Origin of the sequence: Castellaniella sp. (genome assembly GCF_034675845.1) — a bacterium.
In the GTDB taxonomy this organism is placed as follows: Bacteria; Pseudomonadota; Gammaproteobacteria; order Burkholderiales; family Burkholderiaceae_B; genus Castellaniella.
In genome coordinates, this window is the sequence record NZ_JAUCCU010000002.1 from 635,008 (window position 1) to 659,036 (window position 24,029).

The following is a 24,029-nucleotide window of genomic DNA, read 5'->3' on the forward strand; positions in this document are numbered from 1 at the left end:
CAATTTTGTCAACCTGGACTGGAACTGTCCTATCGGCGTGACGTAGTGTCTTCGGTCTGGGCAGGCTGGGAGACAGGGCATGATCGGGCGCTTGATCGTCGGGGCAGGGCTATTGGGAGTCGTAGCGGTGCACCGCCTGGCCCTGTTGCCTGCCTGGCCGGGTGTTCTGGCCTGGGGCTTGCTGCCGTTGGCCTTGTTGGGCCTGATTCCATGGCTCGGCGGTCGCCCCCAAAGCAGAATCAGGTCTAGGTTTCTTCGTCACGCACGTCTGGCCTTATGGTTGGGGCGCCTGCTCCAAACCTGTCGCATGCTGCTGGCGTGCCTGTCGGCGGCCTTGCTGGCGGCAGCGGTGACGGTTTTCTGGGCTGAACGGCGGCTGGATCAGACGCTGGATGCGGGCAATACGGATCGGGTGTCCCGGGTGATCTTGCGGGTGCAGGGCTTGCCGCGGCTGCAGCCGGATCGGGTCCGGTTCGAGGCGGAAGTGTTGCAGGCTCATCCGCCGGGGGTGCCCCAGCGCATCTTGGTCAACTGGTCGGCATCCGGCTGGCGTAGCCCTTATGCGGCGGCCAAGCCCGCAGACCCGCCATTTCCGGATATTTATGCCGGTCAGGTCTGGCGCATGGCCCTGGTGTTGCGGCCGATCCAGGCCGCGCAGAACATCACCGCTTTTGATTACGAGGGCCATGCCTTTGCCGCCGATATACGGGCGACAGGCACGGTGCGCGGAGCGCCCGAGTATTTGCACGATGAACCCTGGCACAGCCTGTCGACGGTGGCCGACCGGGCGCGACATCATATCCGGCAGGCCATGGCGCCTTATCTAGCTGGAAAACGCTATGGGGCGGTACTGCGCGCCTTGGCCATCGGGGACCAGGATGGCATGGATGATGCCGATTGGACGGTTTTCAACCGCACAGGCCTGACGCATCTCGTGTCCATATCCGGTTCGCACATCACCATGTTGGCAGGCATGGGGGGCTTGTCGGTGATCTGGGGCTGGCGCCGGTTTTCCTGGCGTGGCCGCTTGCTGGCCGAGCGCTGGCCCGCAAGGCGGGCCGGGGCCTGTGCCGCCTTGTTGGTGGCCTGGCTGTATTGCCTGCTGGCTGGCTGGGGGGTTCCCGCCCAGCGCACTTTCATGATGCTGGCGGTCGTCGCGGGGGCTCAGATCCTGCAGTTGCGCCTCAGTGGCGCTCGGGTGCTGGCCTTGGCCGCCCTCGTGGTGGTGGCACTGGACCCTTGGTCGGTGCTGGCCAGTGGGTTTTGGCTGTCTTTTGCCGCCGTGGGGGTATTGCTGGCGGTGGGGCTGGACAGTACCACTGCGGCGGCGGGTGATGTGCCGGTGGCGGCGCCGACGCTTGCATCATGCCGCCAACGCTGGCTGCGCGGATTGCGCCTGGCGGCGCGCCTGCAGTGGGCCATTACCCTGGCGCTGGCGCCAGTGCTGGCCTGGATATTTCATGAAGTATCGCTGGTGTCGCCGCTGGCCAATGCCTATGCCATCCCCCTGATTGAATTGCTGGTCACGCCCCTGTCTTTGCTGTTGGCGGCGTGTGCCCTGGTGCCGGGGCTGGACTGGTTGGCGGATGTTCTGGCCTGGCTCGCGCATGGGGTGCTGGATTGGATGATGGTGCCCACGGCCTGGTTGGCCCGGTTGCCGACCTGGCCGGTGCCGACGGTGCCTGCGGGTTTGTATCTTCTGGCTTCAGCCGGGGTGGCGGTGGCCCTTTGGCCGCGTCGCACGGCGCGCCAATCCGTTGGTGCACAGGCCAGGGGAGGATGGTCTGCATCTGCATTGCGTTGGCCAGTCTGGCTTGGTGGCCGACAGCGCTGGGGCTGGCTGGCCCTGTTGCCCATGCTGATGTGGGTGCCTGCGCGTCCGGCGCTGGGCGAGTGGGATCTGCATGCCCTGGATGTCGGGCAGGGCAGTGCTTTGCTGGTGCGCACGGCAAAGCACGCCATCTTGTTCGATACAGGTGCCCGTCATGCCCGCGATAGCGATGAGGGCGTTCGCACCGTGGTGCCTGTGGCCCGGGCCCTGGGGGTGCGGCGGCTGGATGTCTTGGTGGTGTCGCACGCGGACCTGGATCATGCGGGCGGGGTGCGCAGCATCCTGGATGCCATGCCGGTAGAACAGACTTACAGTTCCTTTGATCTGCCTGCCTGGTTGCGTCGTGAGGCCCGTCTGTTGCAGGCTGAGCCTGCCACTGCGCCGCTGGCCGCCAGTTTTTGTCAGTTTGGCGGACGCTGGCAGATCGACGGCGTCAGTTTTGAATTTCTGTGGCCCCTGGATGTGCGCGGTGAACGCAAAGGCGTACAGGCCAATGCAGGTAGCTGTGTGCTGCGGGTGCGGGGGCGCTATCACAGCCTGCTGCTGACCGGGGATATTGAAGCCCGCACGGAATCCGTGTTGGTGGCGCGGGGCCTGACGCCGGTGGATGTGGTGGTGGCTGCCCACCACGGATCGCGCACGTCTTCGTCAGCGGCATTTGTGGCGGCGGTGTCCGCCCGCCATGTCATCATGCAGGTAGGCCGCTGGAATCGCCACGGCCATCCTGCGGATGCCGTGCTGCGCCGCTGGCAGCAGGCGGACACGCAGGTCTGGCGGACTGACTGGCAGGGCGGGGTAAATGCCGAGTCGCGTGCCGATGGGCTGTCGTTGTACAGTGTATTGAAGTCGTCGCGTCGGTATTGGCATGGCCAGCGTCCCTAATGGTTTATCCGATCTTGTGCTGAATTGCGGGATCGGCGATGATGCGCCAGCCGTCCATAAGACGACTGTTGCCCGCCAGCGGGTTAATGGCAAATCCAAAAGATTTTCTCGACCATGACACAGACACCCCTGAAATTCTATGTCCCCGAGCCCTCGGGGCGTCCCGGTCAGGAGACCGACTTTTCCTATTTGCGGCTGCAACCTGCAGGCGCTGCCCGAAAACCTCCCATCGACACCATTCCCTACGACACCCGCGACCTGGCCCTGGGCCTGATCCGCGTGCTGGATGACGATGGTCAGGCGCAGGGCCCCTGGGCCGAAGACCCGCCGGATGACGCAATTTTGCGCCGGGGCATGCAGGCCATGATCAAGACCCGCATCTTCGATGCGCGCATGGTCATTGCCCAGCGCCAGAAAAAAACCTCGTTCTATATGCAGTGCCTGGGCGAGGAAGCCATTGCCATCGGCCAGTCCCTGGCCTTGCGCGATGGCGACATGCATTTTCCATCCTATCGCCAGCAGGGCCTTCTGATCGCCCAGGATTATCCGCTGTTCGATATGCTGTGCCAGATTTTCTCCAACGACAAAGACCACCTGAAAGGGCGTCAGTTGCCGGTGCTGTATTCCGTGCCTGCAAAAGGCTTTTTCACGCTGTCGGGCAATCTGGGCACGCAAATGCCCCAGGCGGTGGGTTGGGCCATGGCCTCGGCAATCAAGGGCGACACCCGCATTGCCTGCGGCTGGATTGGCGACGGTGCCACCGCCGAATCCGATTACCAGGCCGCGCTGTTGTTCGCCCATGTTTACCGGGCGCCGGTGATTCTCAATGTCATCAACAATCAGTGGGCCATTTCCACCTTCCAATCCGTCGCAGGCGGGGAAGGCATCACCCTGGCCGCACGCGGCATCGGCTCCAACTTGGCGTCGCTGCGGGTGGATGGCAATGATTTTCTGGCGGTCTATGCCGCGTCCCGCTGGGCGGCCGATCGGGCGCGCAACAACCACGGCGCCACACTCATCGAATGGGTCAGCTACCGGGCTGGGCCGCATTCCACCTCGGACGACCCGTCCAAATACCGGCCTGCCGATGATTGGTCGCGCTTCCCGCTGGGTGACCCTATCACGCGCCTGAAACAGCACATGATTGTGCGTGGCATCTGGTCCGAAAAAGAGCACCAGGATACCCAAAAATCCTGCGAGGCCGAAGTCGTTGCAGCCCAGAAAAAGGCCGAAGCCCATGGCACGATGGCCACTGGACGCACGTCCAGCGTGGCCACCATGTTCGAGGACGTCTACAAGGAAATGCCGGAACATCTGCGTCGGCAGCGCCAGGAATTGGGGGTGTAATCATGGCACAGGAAAAACTCAAGACACGCCCCATGACCATGATTCAGGCCCTGCGTTCGGCCATGGATATCATGCTGGAACGCGACGACAATATGGTGGTTTTCGGCGAGGACGTCGGTTATTTTGGCGGCGTATTCCGCTGCACCGAAGGCCTGCAGGCCAAATACGGCCAGTCCCGGGTCTTCGACGCGCCGATCTCTGAAAGCGGCATCGTGGCGGCAGCCATCGGCATGGGGGCCTACGGCCTGCGGCCAGTGGTCGAGATTCAATTCGCCGACTACTTTTACCCCGCAGCCGACCAGATTTTCTCCGAGGCCGCGCGCTTGCGCTACCGTTCGGCGGGCGACTATACCGCGCCGCTGACCATCCGCATGCCTTGCGGCGGCGGCATTTTTGGCGGCCAGACCCACAGCCAAAGCCCGGAGGCCCTGTTTACGCACGTCGCCGGCCTGCGCACGGTCATGCCGTCCAACCCCTACGATGCCAAGGGTCTGTTGATCAGCTCCATTGAAAACGATGATCCTGTCATCTTCCTGGAGCCCAAACGGCTGTATAACGGTCCCTTTGACGGCCATCACGACCAACCCGTGGTGCCCTGGTCGAAGCACCCCCTGGGCAATGTCCCGGAAGGCTATTACACCGTGCCGCTGGATAAGGCCGCGCTTTACCGCGAGGGCCGCGAACTTACCGTCATTACCTACGGCACCATGGTTTATGTGGCCGAGGTCGCCGCCCAAGAGGCGGGCATCGAGGCCGATATCATTGATTTGCGCAGCATCTGGCCGCTGGATCTGGATACCATCCTGAACTCCGTGCGCAAGACCGGCCGCTGCGTGGTGCTGCACGAGGCCACCCGCACAGGGGGCTTTGGCGCCGAACTCTGCGCCTTGGTGCAAGAGCATTGTTTTTATCACCTGGAGGCCCCGATCGAACGCATCACGGGGTGGGACACGCCGTATCCCCATTCCCATGAATGGGCTTACTTCCCCGGCCCCAAACGGGTGGCCGAGGCATTCAAACGTGCGTTCCGGGAGGCATAATGGGTATTCATATCATCAAGATGCCGGATATTGGCGAAGGCATCGCAGAAGTCGAACTCGTCGAATGGCATGTCCAGCCGGGCGCCACCGTGGTCGAGGACCAGATCCTGGCCGATGTCATGACCGACAAGGCTACCGTCCAGGTTCCGTCCCCGGTGCATGGCCGGGTCGTCTCCCTGGGCGGCCAGGTGGGCGAAGTCATGGCGGTGGGGGCTGAACTCATCCGCCTGGAAATCGAGGGCGAGGGCAACGAACACACCTTCAAGACCCGGACGGCAGCCTCGAAGACCGAGGCCCCGGCAGCGCCTGCTGCAGCACCCGTGGCGGTAGCCGTGCCGGCCCAGGCCGTCGTGGCTGCGTCGGCTCCCGCTCCTGCCCCGGTGGCGGAGGCACCCCGTTCGGTGGCAGTATCGCCCCACGCGGCGTCGCATGCCCCGGCTCGGGCGGTGGGTCAGCGTCCTCTGGCATCGCCCGCCGTGCGCCGTCGCGCCTGGGATTTGGGCATTACTTTGCAATATGTGCCGGGCACCGGCCCCGCAGGCCGCATCACCCACGGGGATCTGGATGCCTGGCTGGCGCGCGACCGCAATGCGACGTCGAACCGCACCACCGGGTCGTTGTATCAATCCAACGACGAGGAAACCCAGGTTCCGGTCATTGGCCTGCGGCGCAAGATCGCCCAGAAAATGCAGGAATCCAAACGCCGTATCCCGCATTTCACCTACGTAGAAGAAATCGACGTCACCGAACTCGAATCTCTGCGCGCACGGCTAAATAGCCAATACGCCGCCCAGCGCGGCAAGCTCACCCTGTTGCCGTTTCTGGCTCGGGCCATGGTGTTGGCGCTGCGCGAATTTCCGCAGATCAATGCCCGTTTTGACGATGATGCCGGGGTGGTTACCCAGTATGGGGCCGTGCACCTGGGGATCGCAGCCCAGACGCCTGCCGGGCTGATGGTGCCGGTGCTGCACCATGCTGAAACCCTGGATCTCTGGTCCTGCTCCGCCGAGGTTGCACGTCTGGCCGAGGCCACCCGCCAGGGCAAGGCCGCCCGCGATGAACTCACGGGTTCCACCATCACGCTGACCAGCCTGGGGCCTTTGGGCGGCATTGTGTCCACGCCGGTCATCAATCACCCCGAGGTCGCCATCGTGGGCGTCAATCGCGTGGTCGAGCGCCCGGTTTTCCTCGAAGGCCGGGTGGTGGCGCGCAAGCTCATGAATTTGTCCTCATCCTTTGATCATCGCGTGGTCGACGGCATGCATGCCGCCGAGTTCATCCAGTGCATCCGGCGTTATCTGGAATGCCCGGCGCTGTTGTTTGTGGAGTAAGCCAGCATGTCCAATCCCATTCAAACCACCTTGCTGATCATCGGCGGGGGGCCTGGCGGCTATGTGGCCGCCATCCGTGCCGGTCAGTTGGGTATCCCCACGGTGCTGGTCGAAGGCGCCACCTTAGGGGGCACCTGCCTGAACATCGGTTGCATTCCATCCAAGGCCCTGATCCATGTGGCCGAGCAGTTCCACGCCTTGCAGGGCTATGCGGGCGATTCGCCGCTGGGCATCCGCACCCAGGCGCCGGAACTCGACCTGGAGCGCAGCATCGCCTGGAAGGACGGCATCGTCAAAAAACTGACCACAGGCATCGGGGCCTTGCTGAAAAAGCACAAGGTCACGGTGGTGCAGGGCTGGGCGCGCATCGTCGATGGCAAGACCGTCGATGTGGACCCGGTCGCCAAAGGCAAGGCTGGGGCGCCTCAGCGTATTGCTTGTGAACACCTGCTGTTGGCCACTGGCTCCGAGCCGGTTGCCTTGCCTTTCATGCCTTTTGGGGGGCCGGTCATTTCGTCCACCGAGGCCTTGGCACCAAAAAAACTCCCCAAGTCCCTGGCTGTTGTGGGGGGGGGCTATATCGGGCTGGAACTTGGCACGGTATATCGCAAACTCGGGGTCAAGGTCGATATCATCGAGGCCCAAGACCGCATTTTGCCTGCTTACGATGCCGATCTGGTCAAGCCCGTGCACAAGGCGCTGAAGGCACTGGGGGTGGGGTTGCACCTGCAAACCCAGGTGCTGGGGCTGTCCGAGGATGGCAAGGGGCTGCGCATCCAGCCAGCCAAAGGCGACGAACAAACTCTGGCCGCGCAGCAGATCCTGGTGGCGGTGGGCCGTCGGCCGCGCAGCCGTGGCTTTGGTCTTAGTTCTCTGATGCTGGACATGGATGGCCTGGCGGTGCGCGTGGACGACCGTTGCCGCACCTCCATGAACGGGGTCTGGGCGATTGGCGATATCACCGGCGAGCCCATGCTGGCGCATCGGGCAATGGCCCAGGGCGAATGCGTGGCCGAGCAGATCGCCGGAAAAACCCGCCAATTTGTTCCTGCCGCCATCCCTGCCGTCTGCTTTACTGATCCCGAGGTCGTGACGTGCGGACTGTCTGCCCAACAGGCTCAGGCGGCGGGCATCGATGCAATCGAAGGCGTGTTCCCCTTGGCGGCCAATGGACGCGCCATGACGCTGGAATCCACAGACGGGTTTGTCCGCGTGGTGGCGCGGCGTGATAACCACCTGATTTTGGGCTGGCAGGCCGTGGGCCGGGGGGTATCCGAGTTTTCGGCGGCCTTTGGCCAGTCCATCGAACTAGGTGCCCGGCTGGAAGACGTGGCCCATACCATTCACGCCCACCCCACCCAGGGAGAAGCCATCCAAGAGGCCGCTTTGCGGGCACTGGGACAAGCCTTGCACATCTAGCAGCAGCACACGCCTCGCCCAGGGGTGGATTTCAGACGGCCCGTCGGCACTTGCTGGCGGGCCGTTTACAATCAAAGGATTACCTTCATCCTAGGGGCACATCATGTCAATCGCCGCTGACTCCACCACCGAGCCGCGCCTGCGGTCTGTCACCTGCGCCAGTCCGGCTGGTCTGCATCGCATGGCTTACTGGGAGTGGGGCGATCCTGATAATGATAATGTGCTGCTGTGCGTGCATGGGCTGACCCGCACTGGCCGGGATTTTGATCCGCTGGCACGCACCCTGCAGGACACTTATCGGGTGGTCTGCCCGGATGTGGTGGGCCGTGGGCGCTCCGACTGGTTGATCGACCCCACTGGCTATGTGGTGCCGCAGTATGTGGCCGATATGGTCAGCCTGATTGCGCGCTTGAAGCCCGCCCGGCTGGATTGGGTGGGGACATCCATGGGGGGGCTGATTGGCTTGGGGCTGGCGGGGGCGGTGATGGCTGCGCCTTTGATGCGTCCCAACCGGGGGGCATATGGCCTGGGATCAGCCGCAGATATTCCGCTGGGACGCATGGTGTTCAACGACATTGGCCCCACGCTGGATCTGGATGGCTTGTCGCGCATCGGTACCTATGTCGGCCAGGATCTTCGTTTTGAGCATTTTCAGCAGGCCGTGGATTATGTCCGGTCGTCATCCCAGGGTTTCGGCCCGCATGATGCCGACGGCTGGCGCGCCTTGACCGAACACGTGTTCAATCAACAAGACGGGCAGTGGGTCAAGCACTACGATCTGCGCATGGCGCAGGCCTTCGAGTTGCAAACCACCGAGGCAACCGAGGCCGCCCAAGCCCTGTTGTGGCAGGCGTGGACTTATCTGACGATGCCAACGCTGATTCTGCGTGGGTCGCAGTCGGATATTTTGGCGGCTGATACCGTCAAGGACATGCTGGCCCGCAATCCGCATGCGCAGGCGGTGGAGTTCCCCGGTGTCGGCCATGCGCCGACCTTGCGCGCGGACGATCAGATCGCCGCTGTGCGCCGGTTCTTATTGGCCAAGCAGGATTAAACAGTCGCTGTCGCCCGGTTTGGGCGTTAGCGCGGATGCATGATGATGTTGAATGTTGATTTACATAGCCATTCCCGCCAGTCCGACGGTGCGCTTGCGCCCGCAGAGGTCGCTGCGCGGGCCCACGCCAATGGTGTGGACTGGTGGGCTTTGTCCGACCACGATGAGACCAGCGGCTTGGCCGAAGCGGCCCAGGCGGCCCAGGCGCACGGGTTGGGTTTTATCCCTGGGGTGGAAGTATCCGTCACGTTTTGCCAGAAGACCGTGCATATTCTGGGGCTGAATATCCAGCCGGACCACCCGGCCTTGCAGGCCGGCCTGGCGGAGATTCGCCGCAGCCGATTCACGCGCGCGCATCAGCTGGATGTCTTGTTGGCCGACTGCGGGATAGCGCAGGCCTATGCCGGTGCCCTGAAATACGTCGAGAACCCCGATCTGATCAGTCGTGTGCACTTTGCCCGCCACCTGCTACAGGAAGGCCACGTGAAATCCTTGCAACAGGCCTTTGATCGCTATCTGGGCGAAGGCAAGCGTGCCTTTGTGCCCACCCAGTGGGCGACGCTGGCTGATGCTGTGGCCTGGATTCTGGCGGCTGGCGGCAAGGCCGTGATTGCCCATCCTGGGCGCTATAAATACACCCCGCAGCAGCATGACGCCTTGTTTTCCGCCTTCAAAGATCTGGGCGGGCAGGGCATCGAGGTCATCACCAGCAGCCATACGTCGGCCCAATACAAGCAGTATGCCCGCATGGCGCTGCAGTACGGGTTTCAGGCTTCGCGGGGCTCGGATTTTCATGCGCCTGGAATAGGGCGCACAGAATTAGGCAGGATGCCGCCTCTGCCGGATGAGCTGACTCCGGTGTGGCTGGATTGGACACAGGAGTCGCTATGAACAAAGCTTTTGTCAAGGAAACCGACAACGACGACGAAGATGAGTTGCCGGAGACTCCGGGCCTGCCTGCCGGGACCAAGAACTACATGACCACGACGGGTTATCGGGCGCTGCACGACGAACTGATGCATTTGATGAACACCGAGCGTCCAGACGTGGTGCAGACCGTGTCCTGGGCGGCGTCCAATGGCGACCGGTCAGAGAACGGCGACTATATCTACGGCAAAAAACGCCTGCGCGAGATCGACCGCCGCATCCGCTTTCTAACCCGTCGCCTGGAGGCTGCCGAAGTTGTGGACCCCGCTTTGCAACCCAACCGGGATCAGGTTTTTTTCGGGGCGACGGTGCAATATTGCGATAGCCAGGGCCAGGAAACCACCGTCACCATAGTCGGGGTGGACGAGGCCGAACCCCTGGCCGGGCGCATTAGTTGGGTGTCGCCTGTGGCGCGCGCCCTGATCAAGTCCCGCGAGGGCGACACCATTACCCTGCGGACCCCGGCAGGCGTGCAGGAACTCGATATTTTGCAGATCAGCTACCCGGATCCCTAAGGATTTTAGGGGGTTGCAGACGCCGATGCAGACAGGCGCTCAGGGTTTTCCATATACAGCGCGCCTGATCCCGGTAAAATGAAGGTTTCTCCATTGTTGGGCCTTTAGCCGTGACCACCGTTCTGAAGATTTCCGGTTCTGCCGCCTTGTCTGATTTTCGCCAGCAGGATTTCCTGCGTCTTTTTGCCCAACAAGGTCTGCCGGTGTCGTCCATCACCGCCCAAGCCTGCTATTTCGTGGGTCTGGATGCAGCCTTGTCCGATGCGGATGCTCAACGACTGAATTCGCTCTTGGATGATGGTCAGCCAGCACCGGCTGCGCCTGACCGGCATGCCTTGCAGTTTCTGGTGATCCCGCGCCTGGGGACGATTTCGCCCTGGGCCAGCAAGGCCACCGACATTGCCCGCCACTGCGGCTTGCCTCAGGTGCATCGCATCGAACGCGCCATGTGCTACACGGTACAGCCAGAACGCCGCCTGTTGGGCAGCCGCCAGTTGGACCAAGCCCAGCAGCAGGCCCTGGCTGCCTGCTTGCACGACCGCATGACCGAGACCGTGGTGCCCGCCGATTTCGACGGCCAGGCTCTGTTTGCCCCTGTGGCGGGTCAGCCTGTGCAGGCCGTGCCTGTCATGGCGCAGGGCCGTGATGCCCTGGACGCTTGCAATACCCGCCTGGGGCTGGCGCTGTCCGCCGACGAAATCGACTATCTGTGGCGCGCCTATCGCGATCTGGACCGCGACCCCACCGATGTCGAACTCATGATGTTTGCCCAGGCCAATAGTGAACACTGCCGCCATAAAATTTTCAATGCCCACTGGACGGTGGATGGCCAGACGCAGTCCAGCACCTTGTTCGATATGATTCGCGCCACCCACGCGGCCCAGCCCGAGGGCACGGTGGTCGCGTATTCCGACAATGCCGCCGTGATGGCCGGTGGTCCGGCCTCGGTGTTTCAGGCGGCAGGGGCCGATGACACGATCTATCGCCGCCAGGACATCACTAGCCATATCCTGATGAAGGTCGAGACCCATAACCACCCCACGGCGATTGCGCCGTTCCCGGGCGCTGCGACCGGCGCGGGGGGCGAGATCCGCGACGAGGGTGCTACTGGGCGCGGTTCCAAGCCCAAGGCCGGTCTGACGGGCTTTACCGTGTCGGCCTTGCGAGTGGATGATGCGATCGAACCCTGGGAAGACGCTGCCTGCGCGCCAGAGCGCATTGCCACCCCTCTGGACATCATGATCCAGGGCCCTATTGGCGGGGCAGCCTTCAATAACGAATTCGGCCGACCCAATTTGCTGGGATATTTCCGCAGCTTTGAACAGACTGTGGACGGCGTGCGCTGGGGCTATCACAAGCCCATCATGCTGGCCGGCGGCCTGGGCCAGATCGATGCCCGTTTGACCCATAAAGATCCTTTGCCGCCGGGCGCTTTGCTGGTGCAACTGGGCGGTCCCGGCATGCGCATCGGCATGGGCGGCGGGGCGGCATCCAGCATGGGTGCGGGCACGAACCAGGCCCAGCTGGATTTTGATTCCGTCCAGCGCGGCAACCCGGAAATGCAGCGCCGCGCCCAAGAAGTCATCGACCGCTGCTGGCAGCAAGGCGATGATAATCCGATTCTGGCCATTCACGATGTCGGGGCGGGGGGCCTGTCCAACGCCTTTCCCGAACTCGTCAACGACGCCGGTCGAGGTGCCGAATTCGAACTGCGCCGCGTCCCCCTGGAAGAATCCGGCCTCTCGCCGGCTGAGATCTGGAGTAACGAATCGCAGGAACGCTATGTGCTGGCCCTGTTGCCGGCCGACCTGGACCGTTTTGCCCGGATCGCCGATCGCGAACGCTGTCCCTACGCGGTGGTGGGCATTGCCACCGAAGAACGCCGCCTGCGCGTAACCCTGGACGAAGGTCTGCCCGGCTTGGATCGCCCGCATGGCGAGATTCCGGCGCAGGGCTTGCGTCCCGTGGATGTGCCGGTGGATGTGATTCTGGGCAAGCCGCCCCGCATGCAGCGCGAGGCCCGGCGTTCGACCGTGCGCGGTACGCCGCTCAGCTTGGTCGAGGTCGAATTGGATGACGCGATCGAGCGCGTCCTGCGCCATCCGACGGTGGCCAATAAATCATTTTTGATCACCATTGGTGATCGCACGGTGGGCGGCTTGACGGCCCGCGACCAGATGGTTGGCCCCTGGCAGGTGCCTGTGGCGGATTGTGCCGTCACGCTGCGCGACCACGAGGGCGTGGCAGGCGAAGCCATGGCCTTGGGCGAGCGCAGCCCCATTGCCGTGCTGAATCCCGCCGCATCCGGCCGCATGGCCGTCACCGAGGCCCTGACCAACCTGGCTGCTGCTGGGGTGGCGCGCCTGGAGGACATCAAGCTCTCCGCCAACTGGATGGCCGCCTGCGGGGCCGAAGGCCAGGATGCCGCCCTGTATGACACGGTGGCGGCAGTCAGCGACTGGTGCCAGACACTGGGGCTGTCCATCCCGGTGGGCAAGGACTCCCTGTCCATGCGCACCGCCTGGCAGGACGAGTCCGGTGATCAGCAAGTTGTCTCGCCGGTATCGCTGGTGGTCACCGCCTTTGCGCCGGTGGCCGACGTGCGTGCGACCGTTACACCACAGTTGCGCACCGATGCGGGGGATTCCGTCCTGCTGCTGCTGGATCTGGGCGAGGGCCGCCAACGCATGGGCGGCTCGGTGCTGGGCCAGGTCTATGGCGGCATCGGGATTGAAACCCCCGACATGCACGATGCAAACTTGTTGCGTACAGCGTTTTTGGCGGTGCGTGATCTGGTGGCCCGAGGCTGGGTGCTGGCTTGTCATGACCGATCTGATGGCGGTCTGCTGGCCGCTGCGGCTGAAATGGCCTTTGCCGGGCGGGTGGGGCTGTCGCTCAATCTGGACATGCTGACCATCGACCCGCACACGGCGGATGCCGGCGACTACAAGATCCGCAACGATCAGGTCGCCGTGCTGCATCACGAACACAATCTGACGGCTCTTTTCAACGAAGAAGCCGGTTGGTTGCTGCAAGTGCCGCGTGTCCACCGTGACGCCATCCTGCAGCATCTGCGGCAGTTGGGCTTATCCGCCATCACCCAGGTGGTGGGCATGCTCAATACCCGCCAGGAACTCCAGGTGTTCCGTGATGGGGCGATTGTGTATCACCGTCCCCTGGCCGAATTGGGCCAGATCTGGTCCGAGACTACCCGGCGCATCATGGCGCGCCGCGACCATCCGGATTGCGCCCAGGCCCAGTTCGATGTCTGGCTGGACACCGAAGACCCCGGCCTGTCTCCCCAGGTGACCTTCAATCCCCAGGAAGACGTGGCTGCGCCGTTCATTGCCACCGGGGTGCGTCCTCAGATAGCCATCCTGCGAGAGCAAGGCTGCAATAGCCAGGTCGAAATGGCCTGGGCTTTTGATGTGGCAGGCTTCCAGGCAGTGGACGTGCACATGACCGATCTGCTGTCGGGCCGCATCAGCCTGGCCGATATGCAGGGTTTGGTGGCGGTGGGGGGCTTTAGCTATGGCGACGTGCTGGGCGCCGGCGAAGGCTGGGCCCGCACCATCCGTTTCAATGCTGCCCTGGCCGATCAGTTTGGGGCTTATTTTGCGCGCCCCGATGTGTTTGCCCTGGGGGTGTGCAATGGCTGCCAGATGCTGGCTGCCCTGGCCGACATGATTCCGGGGGCGCAGCACTGGCCGCGCTTCACCCGCAATATCTCGGAGCAATACGAGGCTCGTCTGTCGCTGGTGGAAGTCCTGGATTCGCCTTCCATTTTCTTCAGCGGCATGGCTGGCGCCAGGGTGCCGATTGCGGTGGCCCACGGCGAAGGCTACGCCAATTTTTCCCGCCAGGGCGATGCGCGCCAGGTGTTGGCCGCAGCCGCCTTTGTGGACAACCGAGGAGCACGTACTCAGGCGTATCCCGCCAATCCCAACGGCAGCCCCGATGGCCTGACTGCCGTCACCACGGCGGATGGCCGGTTCACCGCCATGATGCCGCACCCCGAACGCGTCACGCGCAACGTCGCCATGTCATGGCGGCCCGCCCAGTGGGGCCCCGCCGACCAGGGCGCGGCAGAAACCACCCACGGCGGCTACACCCCCTGGATGCGCCTATTTCGCAACGCACGCGCATCGATGAAATAGGGCTGTTCTGCGCTGTCTTCTCCGGGCGCCCCGCAAGGCGCTCGGAGGAGCGTTGCCGAGGCTTGCGATGAATGCCTTGCAAGATCGCAAGATAAAGGGTGGCAGCCATCTGTCTAGGGGTTTATCCGGAGACGTTAACGGCGTATAATCCGGCTTTGCCCGGAGTCTACACAGTTTATGCGTCTCATTAAAAAAGCGCTCACTTTCGACGACGTTCTCCTGGTGCCTGCCTTCTCTCAGGTTCTGCCGCGCGATACGCGCCTGACCACGCAGCTCACGCGTGGCATCCAGTTGAATATCCCGCTGGTTTCTGCCGCCATGGATACCGTCACCGAATCCCGTCTGGCCATTGCCATGGCCCAAGAAGGCGGCATCGGCATCATCCATAAAAACCTCACGGCGGACGAACAAGCCCGCGAGGTCGCTCGTGTCAAGCGCCACGAGTTCGGCATCGTCATCGATCCTGTCACCGTCACGCCTACCATGAAGGTGCGCGACGCCATCGAACTACAGCGCATGCATGGTATTTCCGGCCTGCCTGTCGTCGAAGGCGGAAAGCTCGTCGGGATCGTCACCAATCGCGACCTGCGCTTTGAAGACCGCCTGGATGTGTCTCTGCGCGAGATCATGACTCCCCAGGAAAAGCTGGTCACCCTGCGCGAGGGTGCCACCCTGGAAGAAGCCCAGGCCTTGATGCATAAGCATCGCCTGGAACGCGTGCTGATCGTCAACGACAAATTCCAGCTGCGTGGCCTGGCGACCGTCAAGGACATCGTCAAGAACACTGAACACCCTATGGCCAGCAAGGACCCCCAAGGTCAGCTGCGCGTGGGCGCCGCCGTGGGCGTGGGCGAGGGCACCGACGAGCGCGTTGAAAAACTGGCCGCCGCCGGGGTCGATGTCATCGTGGTGGATACCGCCCATGGCCACTCGGCAGGCGTGATCGAGCGCGTGCGCTGGGTCAAGAAGCATTACCCCAATATTCAGGTCATTGGCGGCAATATCGCCACGGCAGCGGCAGCGCGTGCGCTGGCCGAGGCCGGTGCCGATGCCGTCAAGGTCGGGATCGGCCCAGGCTCCATCTGCACGACCCGCATCGTCGCGGGGGTGGGCGTGCCGCAAATCACGGCCATTGCCGACGTGGCCCAGGCCCTGGAAGGCACGGGCATTCCCCTGATTGCCGACGGCGGCATCCGCTATTCCGGCGATGTCTCCAAAGCCCTGGCGGCCGGGGCATCCACCTGCATGATGGGGGGCATGTTCGCCGGCACCGAGGAAGCTCCCGGCGAGGTCGTCCTGTTCCAGGGGCGCTCCTACAAATCCTATCGTGGCATGGGCAGCTTGGGCGCCATGGCCGATGGGTCGGCGGATCGCTATTTCCAGGACCCCAACAACAACGTCGACAAGCTCGTCCCCGAAGGCATCGAAGCCCGTGTCCCCTATAAGGGCAGCGTCATTGCCATCATCTACCAACTGGTGGGCGGGGTGCGCGCTTCCATGGGCTATTGCGGCAGCGCCACGATTGCAGATCTGCACACGCAGGCCGAATTCGTGGAAATCACGGCGGCCGGCGTGCGTGAATCCCATGTCCATGACGTGCAAATCACCAAAGAAGCCCCTAACTATCGGGCTGATTAAGCGGCCGTGACACCGTTGATTGATTCACCAATCCAGCCAACCAAGGTCCAGATCAGTCCTGATCTGGCCTTGGCGATGCAGGCTTGGCGACGCGATTTTCACCAGCACCCGGAACTCGGCCATCAAGAACACCGCACGGCAGCCCGCGTGGCCCAGCTGTTGCGGGATTGGGGGCTGGCCGTCCATGAAAACTATGGCGGCACCACCGGTGTCATCGGGGTGCTGGACGGCCGTTCGGGGGCCGGGCTTACGGTAGGGCTGCGCGCCGACATGGATGCCTTGCCCATGCAGGATCAGGGCGATCATGCTCATCGTTCCACGCGCGATGGCGTGGCCCATGCCTGCGGACATGATGGCCATACCGCCATTTTGCTGGGCGCTGCCAGTCATCTGGCCGCGCATCCCGATTTTTCCGGGCGCGTGGTGTTTGTCTTCCAACCTGCCGAAGAACCCCTGACCGGCGCCAAGGCCTTGGTCCAGGCGGGCCTGTTCAAGGACTTTCCCTGCGACGAAATCTACGGCTTGCACAATAACAACTGTATTGGTCCAGGACAGGTCGGGGTGCGGGTCGGGGCTATTTTATCGGCCTGCGATCTGTTTGAAATCCGCATTCAGGGCGTCGGCGGCCATGCCGCGATGCCGCATCAGGCCAATGACCCCATCGTCGCGGGCGCTGCGCTGGTGCAGTCACTGCAGTCGGTCGTCAGCCGCAATATCAGTCCGTTCGATACGGCGGTGCTCAGTGTCTGTCAATTCCAGGCGGGCAGCGCCATCAACGTCATTGCCGATCATGCGGTATTACGCGGCACAGTGCGCACTTTATCCCGCGAGGCCCAGTCGCGTACCCTGCAACGCCTGCAGGAAATCTGCGCCGGCATCGCCCAGGGCTATGGCTGTCAAATCACCTTTGACCACTTGCTCAGTTCGCCGCCCACCATCAACCACGCCGGGCCTGTGGCCCATGTCCGTCAGGCGGCGGCTGCCGTATTGGGGGCGGATCAAATCATCGATCCCGTCACCCCGCTGATGGCCTCAGAGGACTTTTCTTATTTGCTGGATCATTGCCCAGGTGCCTACTTCTTCCTGGGACACGATGGCCTGACCTGCCATCACCCCGAATTCGATTTCGACGATGCGCTGCTGGCCCAGGGTGCGGCGATTTTCGCAACCCTGGTGTATCAACGGTGTATCAACGCCTAGTTGATCGCTAGGCCTTCGAGGCGCGGCGATCCAGCCGCAAAATCGGGGCCGCCCCGATCAGTAAGCCCAGTGCCCCCAGAATCAGCGCGAATTCCAGCGGTGCCCCGAACCAGGCATGCGTCAGGCTGAAGAATATCGGCCCCACCAACTGACCCAGGGCAAAAGATGCCGTCATGGCGGCAATCTGGTGCTTGGCCCGGGCCGCGCCTACCGTGGCCTGAGCTTCTTGCAGGCCCACCATGGTGATCACCATGAACGAACTGCCCACACAGATCGCGGCAATCAGGATGGCTGTCAACGAATGCCAGATGGCAGGCATCAACACTCCGACGGCCATCATGACCTGTGCCCCCGCCCAGATCTGAGGCCGGCTGAAACGCCTGGCCAGCCGACTGGCGATCAAGGTGGACCCCGCACTGGCCAGCCCGAATACCGGCCAGGCCAGGCTGAACAACCACGGATCAGGGATCAAGAGCCGGGCCTGCGCGGGCAAGAACGTAGCCGGCAGAATATAGCCAAAACCGTAAACGCCATAGCACAGGATCAAGCCCCAGTGCAGTGCTGGCGTGGCGGTGTTGAGCATGCTGGCCTCTGAATCAGGCGCTGGTGTGGGCGCGGGCTCTACGGTCAATGACGGCTGGGTGTGCTCGGGCGAATGCCAGAGCGTGGATGCCCCCAGCAGCCCCATCAAAGCAGCCGCAGCCAGCCACAGCCAGGCCGAAGCGGCACTGGCGCTCAGGAGCGTCAAGCCCATGCAGGCCAGCCCGGCAAAGGTAATGCCGCAGCCTACCCCGGCAAACACAATGCCACTGTGTTCGGCCTTGCCCAGCGCATTCAGCCTGGCGATGCACAGGGATGCCGTCCCGATCATCACCCAGGCGCTGGCAACCCCCGCCAGCAGGCGCCACATCAGCCAGCCCGCCCAATGGGTATCCAGCCCCATGGCGGCCGTGGTCAGCACCACCAGCCACAGCCCGCGCTGCAGCAGCATGGCGGGTGTCCAGTTCATGTGGGTGACCAGCAAGGCGCCCAACAAATATCCCAGATAATTGGCGCTGGCCAGCCAGCCCCCCTGGGCCAGACTAAGGCCCAGGTCTGCCTGCATCATCGGCAATACCGGGGTAAAGGCAAAACGACCGATGCCCATGGCCACGGCCAGCGCCAGCAGCCCGGCCAGGGGCAGGGGAATCATTGACTCATGTTTAGCCATCAGGCAGCCGTTTATTTTGTTGGGAACGCCAATACTGTAATGGTTGTCGTGCACTTCAGACAAACACCGCGCACTGCAAGCGTTATCCGAAACCGCTTTGGATGGGTTAAAGTATCGCCTTGAATAGCCCATCCGATTTTCATCATGCACCAGCGCATTCTTATCCTGGACTACGGTTCACAGGTTACCCAGCTTATTGCCCGACGCGTACGCGAATGCGGCGTTTACTGCGAAATTCATCCTGGTGATGTCGATGATGCCTTTATTCGCAGCCAGCTGGATCAGGGCTTGAAAGGCATCATCCTGTCGGGTAGCCACGCCTCGGCCTATGCCGAAGCCTCGATGAAAGTCCCCGCCGAGGTATTCCAGGCAGGCGTCCCCGTGCTGGGAATCTGCTACGGCATGCAGTCCATGGCGCTGCAATTGGGCGGCCAGGTCGAATTCTCCGACCACCGGGAATTCGGCTACGCTGAAGTCCGTGCACACGGCCACACCCGCTTGCTGGACGGCCTGCAGGATTTTGCCACCCCCGAAGGCCACGGCATGCTGAAGGTCTGGATGAGCCACGGCGACCGTGTCACGGCGCTGCCCCCCGGCTTTGTCCGGATGGCCTCCACGCCGTCTTGCGACATCGCGGGCATGGCTGATGAGGCCCGTGGTTTCTATGCCGTGCAGTTCCATCCTGAAGTCACCCACACGCTGCAGGGCCAGGCCTTGCTGGCACGCTTCGTCACGGAAATCTGTGGCTGCACGCGCGACTGGAACATGCCCGACTACGTCACCGAAGCTGTGGCCCGCATCCGCGATCAGGTTGGCTCCGACGAAGTCATTCTGGGCCTGTCCGGCGGGGTGGATTCCTCGGTCGCAGCTGCCCTGATCCATAAGGCCATCGGTGATCAACTGACCTGCGTATTTGTCGATCACGGCCTGCTGCGCCTGAACGAAGCCACCCAGGTCATGGATACCATGTCCCGGAACCTGGGCATACGCGTCATCCACGTGGACGCCAGCGCCCAATTCATGGGCCATCTGGTCGGCGTGACCGACCCTGAAGCCAAACGCAAAATCATAGGCCGTGAATTCGTCGAGGTCTTCCAGGCCGAATCGAAAAAACTGAAATCGGCAAAATGGCTGGCCCAGGGCACGATCTATCCGGACGTTATCGAATCAGCGGCCTCCAAGACCGGCAAGGCCGTGGCCATCAAATCCCACCACAATGTAGGCGGTCTGCCAGAGACCCTGAACCTGCAGTTGCTGGAACCCCTGCGCGAACTGTTCAAAGACGAGGTCCGTCACTTGGGACTGGCCCTGGGCCTGCCGCCCGAGATGGTGTTCCGCCACCCCTTCCCAGGTCCCGGCCTGGGCGTGCGCATCCTGGGTGAAGTCAAACCGGAATACGCCGATCTGCTGCGCCGCGCCGATGATATTTTCATCACAGAACTGCGCAATACCGTGGATGAATCCACCGGGAAGTCCTGGTATGACCTGACGTCTCAGGCCTTTACCGTATTTCTACCGGTAAAGTCGGTAGGGGTCATGGGCGATGGCCGCACCTACGATTACGTGGTTGCCCTGCGTGCTGTGCAGACCACCGATTTCATGACCGCCGATTGGGCAGAGCTGCCTTATTCGTTGCTGAAAAAGGTATCGTCACGGATTATCAACGAGGTGCGCGGGATTAATCGGGTGACCTATGATGTGTCGAGTAAGCCGCCTGCTACGATTGAGTGGGAATGATTCCACGTCTGGCACGGTCAGGCAGCTGATGGCATAAAAATCCGCTAAGCCCGCGTAGTTGCGGGCTTTTTTGTATTTTCGTCTGGCATGGCCTGGCAACAAAAGGAAGCGCCAAGCACCGTTTGAGCATGGCATTAAAGCTGGTACTATCGACTGACGATGCCATGATTGATGTTGATACCATGCTGCGTTTTCTTATGTGTTCATGGTATTGAATTTCAATAAATAGTTGTTTTATATAGATAAAACAATATGAATTTGACGTTTTTTCAGCATGGTATCGAAAGCGAAGAAGGACAAGATACATGCTGACCGATACCAAGCTGCGCAATCTCAAGCCTAGGGACAAGCTCTACAAGGTGAATGACCGGGAAGGTCTCTATGTGCCGTGACTCCAGCCGGCTCCATCTCGTGTTCCGTTACAACTACTCAATCAACGGAAGGCAGGAGACCATCACCTTTGGCCGCTATGGCGTTGGTGGCATTACCTTGGCTGAAGCCCGTGAGCAGTTGAATGACGCCAAGAAGATGGTTGCGGCTGGCAAGTCGCCGGCCAAGGAGAAGGCCCGCGACAAGGCGCGAGTGAAAGATGCGGAGACGTTTGGTGCCTGGGCGGAGAAGTGGCTGCGCGGTTACCAAATGGCCGATTCCACCCGCGATATGCGCCGTTCGGTCTATGAACGCGAGCTGAAGCCGAAATTCAGCAATCAGAAGCTGGTGGAGATCACCCATGAGGACTTGCGTGCGCTGACCGATGCCATCGTCGAGCGAGGCGCACCGGCCATCGCCGTTCATGCGCGTGAAATCGTGCTTCAGGTTTTTCGTTGGGCAATTGAGCGTGGGCAGAAGGTCGAGAACCCGGCGGAGCTGGTGCGGCCAACCAGCATTGCCCGATTTGAGCCACGCGACCGAGCGTTGACACCAGAAGAAATCGGGTTGATGTATCAGTACATGGAGCGGGTGGGTACAAGCCCAACAAACCGTGCGGCGGCCAAGCTGCTGTTGCTGACGATGGTGCGTAAAAGCGAGCTGACTAACGCCACCTGGAGTGAAATCAGTTTCAGTGAAGCGCTTTGGACTATTCCGAAGGAAAGGATGAAGCGGCGCAATCCGCACCTGGTGTTCTTGTCCCAGCAGGCGCTGGATATTTTCATTGCCCTGAAAACCTTTGCCGGTGGTTCTGACTTCGTTTTGCCATCACGGTATGACTCGGATGCGCCAATGAGCAATGCCACACTCAACCAGGTGCTGACGCTGTGGTACCTGGAGTTGTCTGTTCTGGCCTTGTGCGGCTACGACGACACCTATACCAGTCGGTTGACGGCGAAATACGTGACTGATTCAGAGAACGTGCCGTGGGGAAAAAAATCATGAGCACCGATGATGCAAAACCCGTCAAACTGACACCAGTGCCCGAAGGCTACGCCGACTGGCTGGTCGAGCTGAAAACCCGCATCCACACCGCCCAGCAACGCGCCGCGCTGGCGGTTAATCGTGAACTCGTGCTGCTCTACTGGCAGATTGGTCAGGACATCCTGGCACGGCAGGCCGCACAGGGTTGGGGTGCGAAAGTCATCGAGCGGCTGTCGCAGGACTTGCGTTCGGCCTTCCCGGAGATGAAAGGTTTTTCCCGCGCCAACCTGATGTATATGCGGGCGTTTGCGGCGGCGTGGCCCGACGAGCAAATTGTCCAACAGGCTGTTGGACAATTGCCCTGGGGGCACAATCTTGTGCTGTTGTCGCAGTTGAGCCTGCTGATGGAGCAGGTATTGGCCCCGCGCTTCGAGTTCAAGCCCAAGAACTCTGACAGCGGCCCGACGCCGGGCTTTGACTATGGCGACGGGGGGTATGACCCGGATCGCTGCAATTTCGGTGTCAACGAGCAGACCGGGGCCTACCAGATCGAGATCAAGGGCCTGGCCGAGCCCAAAAGCCAAGAGGCTGCGCGTATCTGCCAGGAGGACTTGAACGAAGTGATCGCGGCCTTCGTACAAGACAAGCCCACCATCGAGCGCGGCCTGTTCGATGAGGAACTGGTGCCCGAAGAACTGACGCAGGTTCGCATGGGCAAGATCATCAAGGACAAATACCCCGAGTTTGACGCCGAAGATCAGGAGGCCGTGCGGCAGCACGCCATCGCCGCCCTCAACCTTACGCAGCAGGCCAAGCGGCTTGTTACTGACGGCGAAAGTGATGGGTCGCCTAATACGGCCTTGCTCGACGGCGTGCGCCGCTTCGCGATGGACGTGCGTGAACTGGATATTGACCTGATAGACCGCATCAATCCCTTCGGCGAAGCCTATGCCATCCTCGCCAAGACCATGAGCGAAGACAGCTTGAAGCAGGTCGCAACGGCCATCTCGACCAAGCGCACCACAATCACGCCTGACGATGCCAAAGTGATTGCCAAGCGCGCGGCTGAGTTCAAGCGCGAACGCGGGCGGCTTCCATCGGCAACCTCGCAAGATACCTGGGAAAAGCACCTTGCCGAAGGCGCAGCCGCATTCATGCGTTTCAGGGCGGAGGGGCGCTATGAGTAACTTCGATCTTGATGACCTGGCAGCAGAACTGGCCGAGTTCGCGCCGCCTGAGAAGAAAAAGGGACGCCCCGCCAGCGAGGAGCGTGTCATCGTCGGCTTCGAGGAAATCCAACGCTTTACCGAGCAGCATGGGCGTGCGCCGCAGCATGGCGAAGACCGCGACATATTCGAGCGCCTGTATGCCGTGCGCCTAGACCGTCTGCGCGCGCTCCCGGACTGCCGCGCCGTGCTTGAGCCGCTGGATCACCAGGGCTTGCTTGCTGAGGCACAGACCAATGCCGCTTCAGCAGACGACGCCATCGACATCGACGACCTGGCTGCCGAGCTGGCGGGTGTTGCCGACGCGGACGACATCACGGTCTTGCGCCATGTTCGAACCAGCGCCGAAAAGCGCGCTGCTGAGGAGATTGCGGATCGCAAGCCGTGCGAAGACTTTGGTGGGTTCAAAGAGCTGTTTGATCAGGCGCGCAGTGATCTGAGTGCAGGTTTAAGAGTGACTCGGCCTTTCGGGCAATACGCAACGATTGAAGTGGATCATTGGTTCATCCTGGACGGACAAATGGCGTATGTGGCTGAGGAAGGTGAAGAGTTCGACTCGCCACAAGGCAAGAAAGATGCTCGGCTGCGTGTCATTTTCTCGAACGGTACAGAAAGTAACCTGCTGCGCCTGTCCCTAGCCCGTGCTTTGTACAAAGACGAAACAGCACGTCGAATTACTGATCCAGATATGGGGCCTTTGTTTAGCGACTCCCTGGAAGAGGGTGATCTGGAGAGTGGCACTATTTATGTGTTGCGCTCGCTGTCTGAGAACCCCTATGTGGCCGAGCATCGCGATGTCATCCACAAGATTGGTGTGACCGGCGGCAAGGTAGAGACACGCATCGCCAATGCCGAACACGATTCCACCTATCTGTTGGCCAAGGTCGAAGTGGTAGCAACCTACAAGCTCGCAGGCATCAACCGAACGCGGATGGAAAATCTGTTCCACAGGCTGTTCGCACCTGCACGGCTGAACATCACCATCAATGATCGCTTCGGCCATCCCGTGCAGCCCGAGGAATGGTTTCTCGTCCCGCTATTTGTCATCGACGAGGCCGTCGCGCGCATCAAGGATGGGAGTATCACTGGGTATATCTATGATCCCAAAGCTGCGACGTTGGTAACGGCGGTTTAATTAGAGACAGCTATGCCGATCAAGCGT

15 protein-coding genes and 1 pseudogene are annotated in these 24,029 nt (G+C 61.8%); 15 read left to right on the plus strand and 1 reads right to left on the minus strand.

Annotation, left to right across the window (positions count from 1 at the left end):
• Positions 1-79: 79 nt before the first annotated feature.
• The 11 genes from VDP81_RS14595 (at position 80) to VDP81_RS14645 (ending at position 17,341) form a co-directional block, all read left to right on the plus strand.
• Positions 80-2,713 carry a DNA internalization-related competence protein ComEC/Rec2 gene (locus tag VDP81_RS14595; RefSeq protein ID WP_323012688.1) on the plus strand — a complete coding sequence of 878 codons (2,634 nt, stop codon included), beginning with the start codon at positions 80-82 and terminating at the stop codon, positions 2,711-2,713.
• A gap of 114 nt (positions 2,714-2,827) precedes the next feature.
• On the plus strand, positions 2,828-4,060 hold the full coding sequence (locus VDP81_RS14600) for a 3-methyl-2-oxobutanoate dehydrogenase (2-methylpropanoyl-transferring) subunit alpha (RefSeq protein ID WP_322995139.1): 1,233 nt from the start codon (positions 2,828-2,830) through the stop codon (positions 4,058-4,060).
• 2 nt (positions 4,061-4,062) lie between these two features.
• Complete coding sequence (locus VDP81_RS14605; RefSeq protein ID WP_322995138.1) at positions 4,063-5,100, plus strand: alpha-ketoacid dehydrogenase subunit beta; 1,038 nt, start codon at positions 4,063-4,065, stop codon at positions 5,098-5,100.
• Positions 5,100-6,431 (plus strand): dihydrolipoamide acetyltransferase family protein, encoded by a 1,332-nt coding sequence (locus VDP81_RS14610; RefSeq protein WP_323012689.1) that lies wholly within the window; start codon positions 5,100-5,102, stop codon positions 6,429-6,431. The genes VDP81_RS14605 and VDP81_RS14610 overlap by 1 nt, the downstream gene beginning before the upstream one ends.
• Before the next feature lie 6 nt (positions 6,432-6,437).
• Complete coding sequence (lpdA, locus tag VDP81_RS14615; RefSeq protein WP_322995136.1) at positions 6,438-7,850, plus strand: dihydrolipoyl dehydrogenase; 1,413 nt, start codon at positions 6,438-6,440, stop codon at positions 7,848-7,850.
• A gap of 103 nt (positions 7,851-7,953) precedes the next feature.
• Positions 7,954-8,904 carry an alpha/beta hydrolase gene (locus VDP81_RS14620; protein WP_323012690.1) on the plus strand — a complete coding sequence of 317 codons (951 nt, stop codon included), beginning with the start codon at positions 7,954-7,956 and terminating at the stop codon, positions 8,902-8,904.
• A gap of 48 nt (positions 8,905-8,952) precedes the next feature.
• Positions 8,953-9,795 carry a PHP domain-containing protein gene (locus VDP81_RS14625; RefSeq protein ID WP_323012772.1) on the plus strand — a complete coding sequence of 281 codons (843 nt, stop codon included), beginning with the start codon at positions 8,953-8,955 and terminating at the stop codon, positions 9,793-9,795.
• The gene (gene greB, locus VDP81_RS14630) at positions 9,792-10,346 is read left to right on the plus strand and encodes a transcription elongation factor GreB (RefSeq protein WP_323012691.1); all 555 of its coding nucleotides are present in this window, start codon (positions 9,792-9,794) and stop codon (positions 10,344-10,346) included. Before VDP81_RS14625 ends, greB begins: the two co-directional genes overlap by 4 nt.
• A 110-nt stretch (positions 10,347-10,456) precedes the next feature.
• A complete protein-coding gene (gene purL, locus VDP81_RS14635; protein ID WP_323012692.1) occupies positions 10,457-14,503 on the plus strand; it encodes a phosphoribosylformylglycinamidine synthase in 4,047 nt (1,348 codons plus the stop codon).
• A 177-nt stretch (positions 14,504-14,680) separates the two neighbouring features.
• Positions 14,681-16,141, plus strand: a complete 1,461-nt coding sequence (gene guaB / locus VDP81_RS14640) for an IMP dehydrogenase (protein WP_322995132.1) — start codon at positions 14,681-14,683, stop codon at positions 16,139-16,141.
• A gap of 6 nt (positions 16,142-16,147) precedes the next feature.
• Positions 16,148-17,341 carry a M20 aminoacylase family protein gene (locus VDP81_RS14645; protein ID WP_323012693.1) on the plus strand — a complete coding sequence of 398 codons (1,194 nt, stop codon included), beginning with the start codon at positions 16,148-16,150 and terminating at the stop codon, positions 17,339-17,341.
• A 7-nt stretch (positions 17,342-17,348) separates the two neighbouring features.
• Here VDP81_RS14645 and VDP81_RS14650 read toward each other — a convergent pair whose 3' ends face one another.
• Entirely contained in the window at positions 17,349-18,533 is a 1,185-nt protein-coding gene (locus tag VDP81_RS14650; protein WP_323012694.1) for a YbfB/YjiJ family MFS transporter, read from the minus strand.
• Between the two features lie 162 nt (positions 18,534-18,695).
• Here VDP81_RS14650 and guaA point away from each other — a divergent pair, with 162 nt between their 5' ends.
• The 4 genes and pseudogenes from guaA to VDP81_RS14670 all read left to right on the plus strand — a co-directional run bounded on the left by guaA (position 18,696) and on the right by VDP81_RS14670 (position 24,002).
• Complete coding sequence (gene guaA / locus VDP81_RS14655) at positions 18,696-20,288, plus strand: glutamine-hydrolyzing GMP synthase (RefSeq protein ID WP_323012695.1); 1,593 nt, start codon at positions 18,696-18,698, stop codon at positions 20,286-20,288.
• A gap of 305 nt (positions 20,289-20,593) precedes the next feature.
• Positions 20,594-21,551, plus strand: a pseudogene (locus VDP81_RS14660) (tyrosine-type recombinase/integrase); the annotation flags it as partial.
• A gap of 107 nt (positions 21,552-21,658) precedes the next feature.
• The gene (locus VDP81_RS14665) at positions 21,659-22,828 is read left to right on the plus strand and encodes a DUF1016 N-terminal domain-containing protein (protein ID WP_323012696.1); all 1,170 of its coding nucleotides are present in this window, start codon (positions 21,659-21,661) and stop codon (positions 22,826-22,828) included.
• The gene (locus VDP81_RS14670; protein ID WP_323012697.1) at positions 22,821-24,002 is read left to right on the plus strand and encodes a GIY-YIG nuclease family protein; all 1,182 of its coding nucleotides are present in this window, start codon (positions 22,821-22,823) and stop codon (positions 24,000-24,002) included. The genes VDP81_RS14665 and VDP81_RS14670 overlap by 8 nt, the downstream gene beginning before the upstream one ends.
• The last annotated feature ends 27 nt before the right edge of the window (positions 24,003-24,029 follow it).

Excerpts from the sequence above, each read along its gene's own strand:
- VDP81_RS14605 (WP_322995138.1), top strand. The coding sequence starts at position 4,063 with ATGGCACAGGAAAAACTCAAGACACGCCCCATGACCATGATTCAGGCC.
- guaB (WP_322995132.1), top strand. The coding sequence starts at position 14,681 with ATGCGTCTCATTAAAAAAGCGCTCACTTTCGACGACGTTCTCCTGGTG.
- VDP81_RS14600 (WP_322995139.1), top strand. The coding sequence starts at position 2,828 with ATGACACAGACACCCCTGAAATTCTATGTCCCCGAGCCCTCGGGGCGT.
- VDP81_RS14665 (WP_323012696.1), top strand. The coding sequence starts at position 21,659 with ATGAGCACCGATGATGCAAAACCCGTCAAACTGACACCAGTGCCCGAA.
- greB (WP_323012691.1), top strand. The coding sequence starts at position 9,792 with ATGAACAAAGCTTTTGTCAAGGAAACCGACAACGACGACGAAGATGAG.
- VDP81_RS14650 (WP_323012694.1), bottom strand. The coding sequence starts at position 18,533 with ATGATTCCCCTGCCCCTGGCCGGGCTGCTGGCGCTGGCCGTGGCCATG.
- VDP81_RS14670 (WP_323012697.1), top strand. The coding sequence starts at position 22,821 with ATGAGTAACTTCGATCTTGATGACCTGGCAGCAGAACTGGCCGAGTTC.
- VDP81_RS14610 (WP_323012689.1), top strand. The coding sequence starts at position 5,100 with ATGGGTATTCATATCATCAAGATGCCGGATATTGGCGAAGGCATCGCA.
- guaA (WP_323012695.1), top strand. The coding sequence starts at position 18,696 with ATGCACCAGCGCATTCTTATCCTGGACTACGGTTCACAGGTTACCCAG.
- VDP81_RS14620 (WP_323012690.1), top strand. The coding sequence starts at position 7,954 with ATGTCAATCGCCGCTGACTCCACCACCGAGCCGCGCCTGCGGTCTGTC.
- VDP81_RS14595 (WP_323012688.1), top strand. The coding sequence starts at position 80 with ATGATCGGGCGCTTGATCGTCGGGGCAGGGCTATTGGGAGTCGTAGCG.
- lpdA (WP_322995136.1), top strand. The coding sequence starts at position 6,438 with ATGTCCAATCCCATTCAAACCACCTTGCTGATCATCGGCGGGGGGCCT.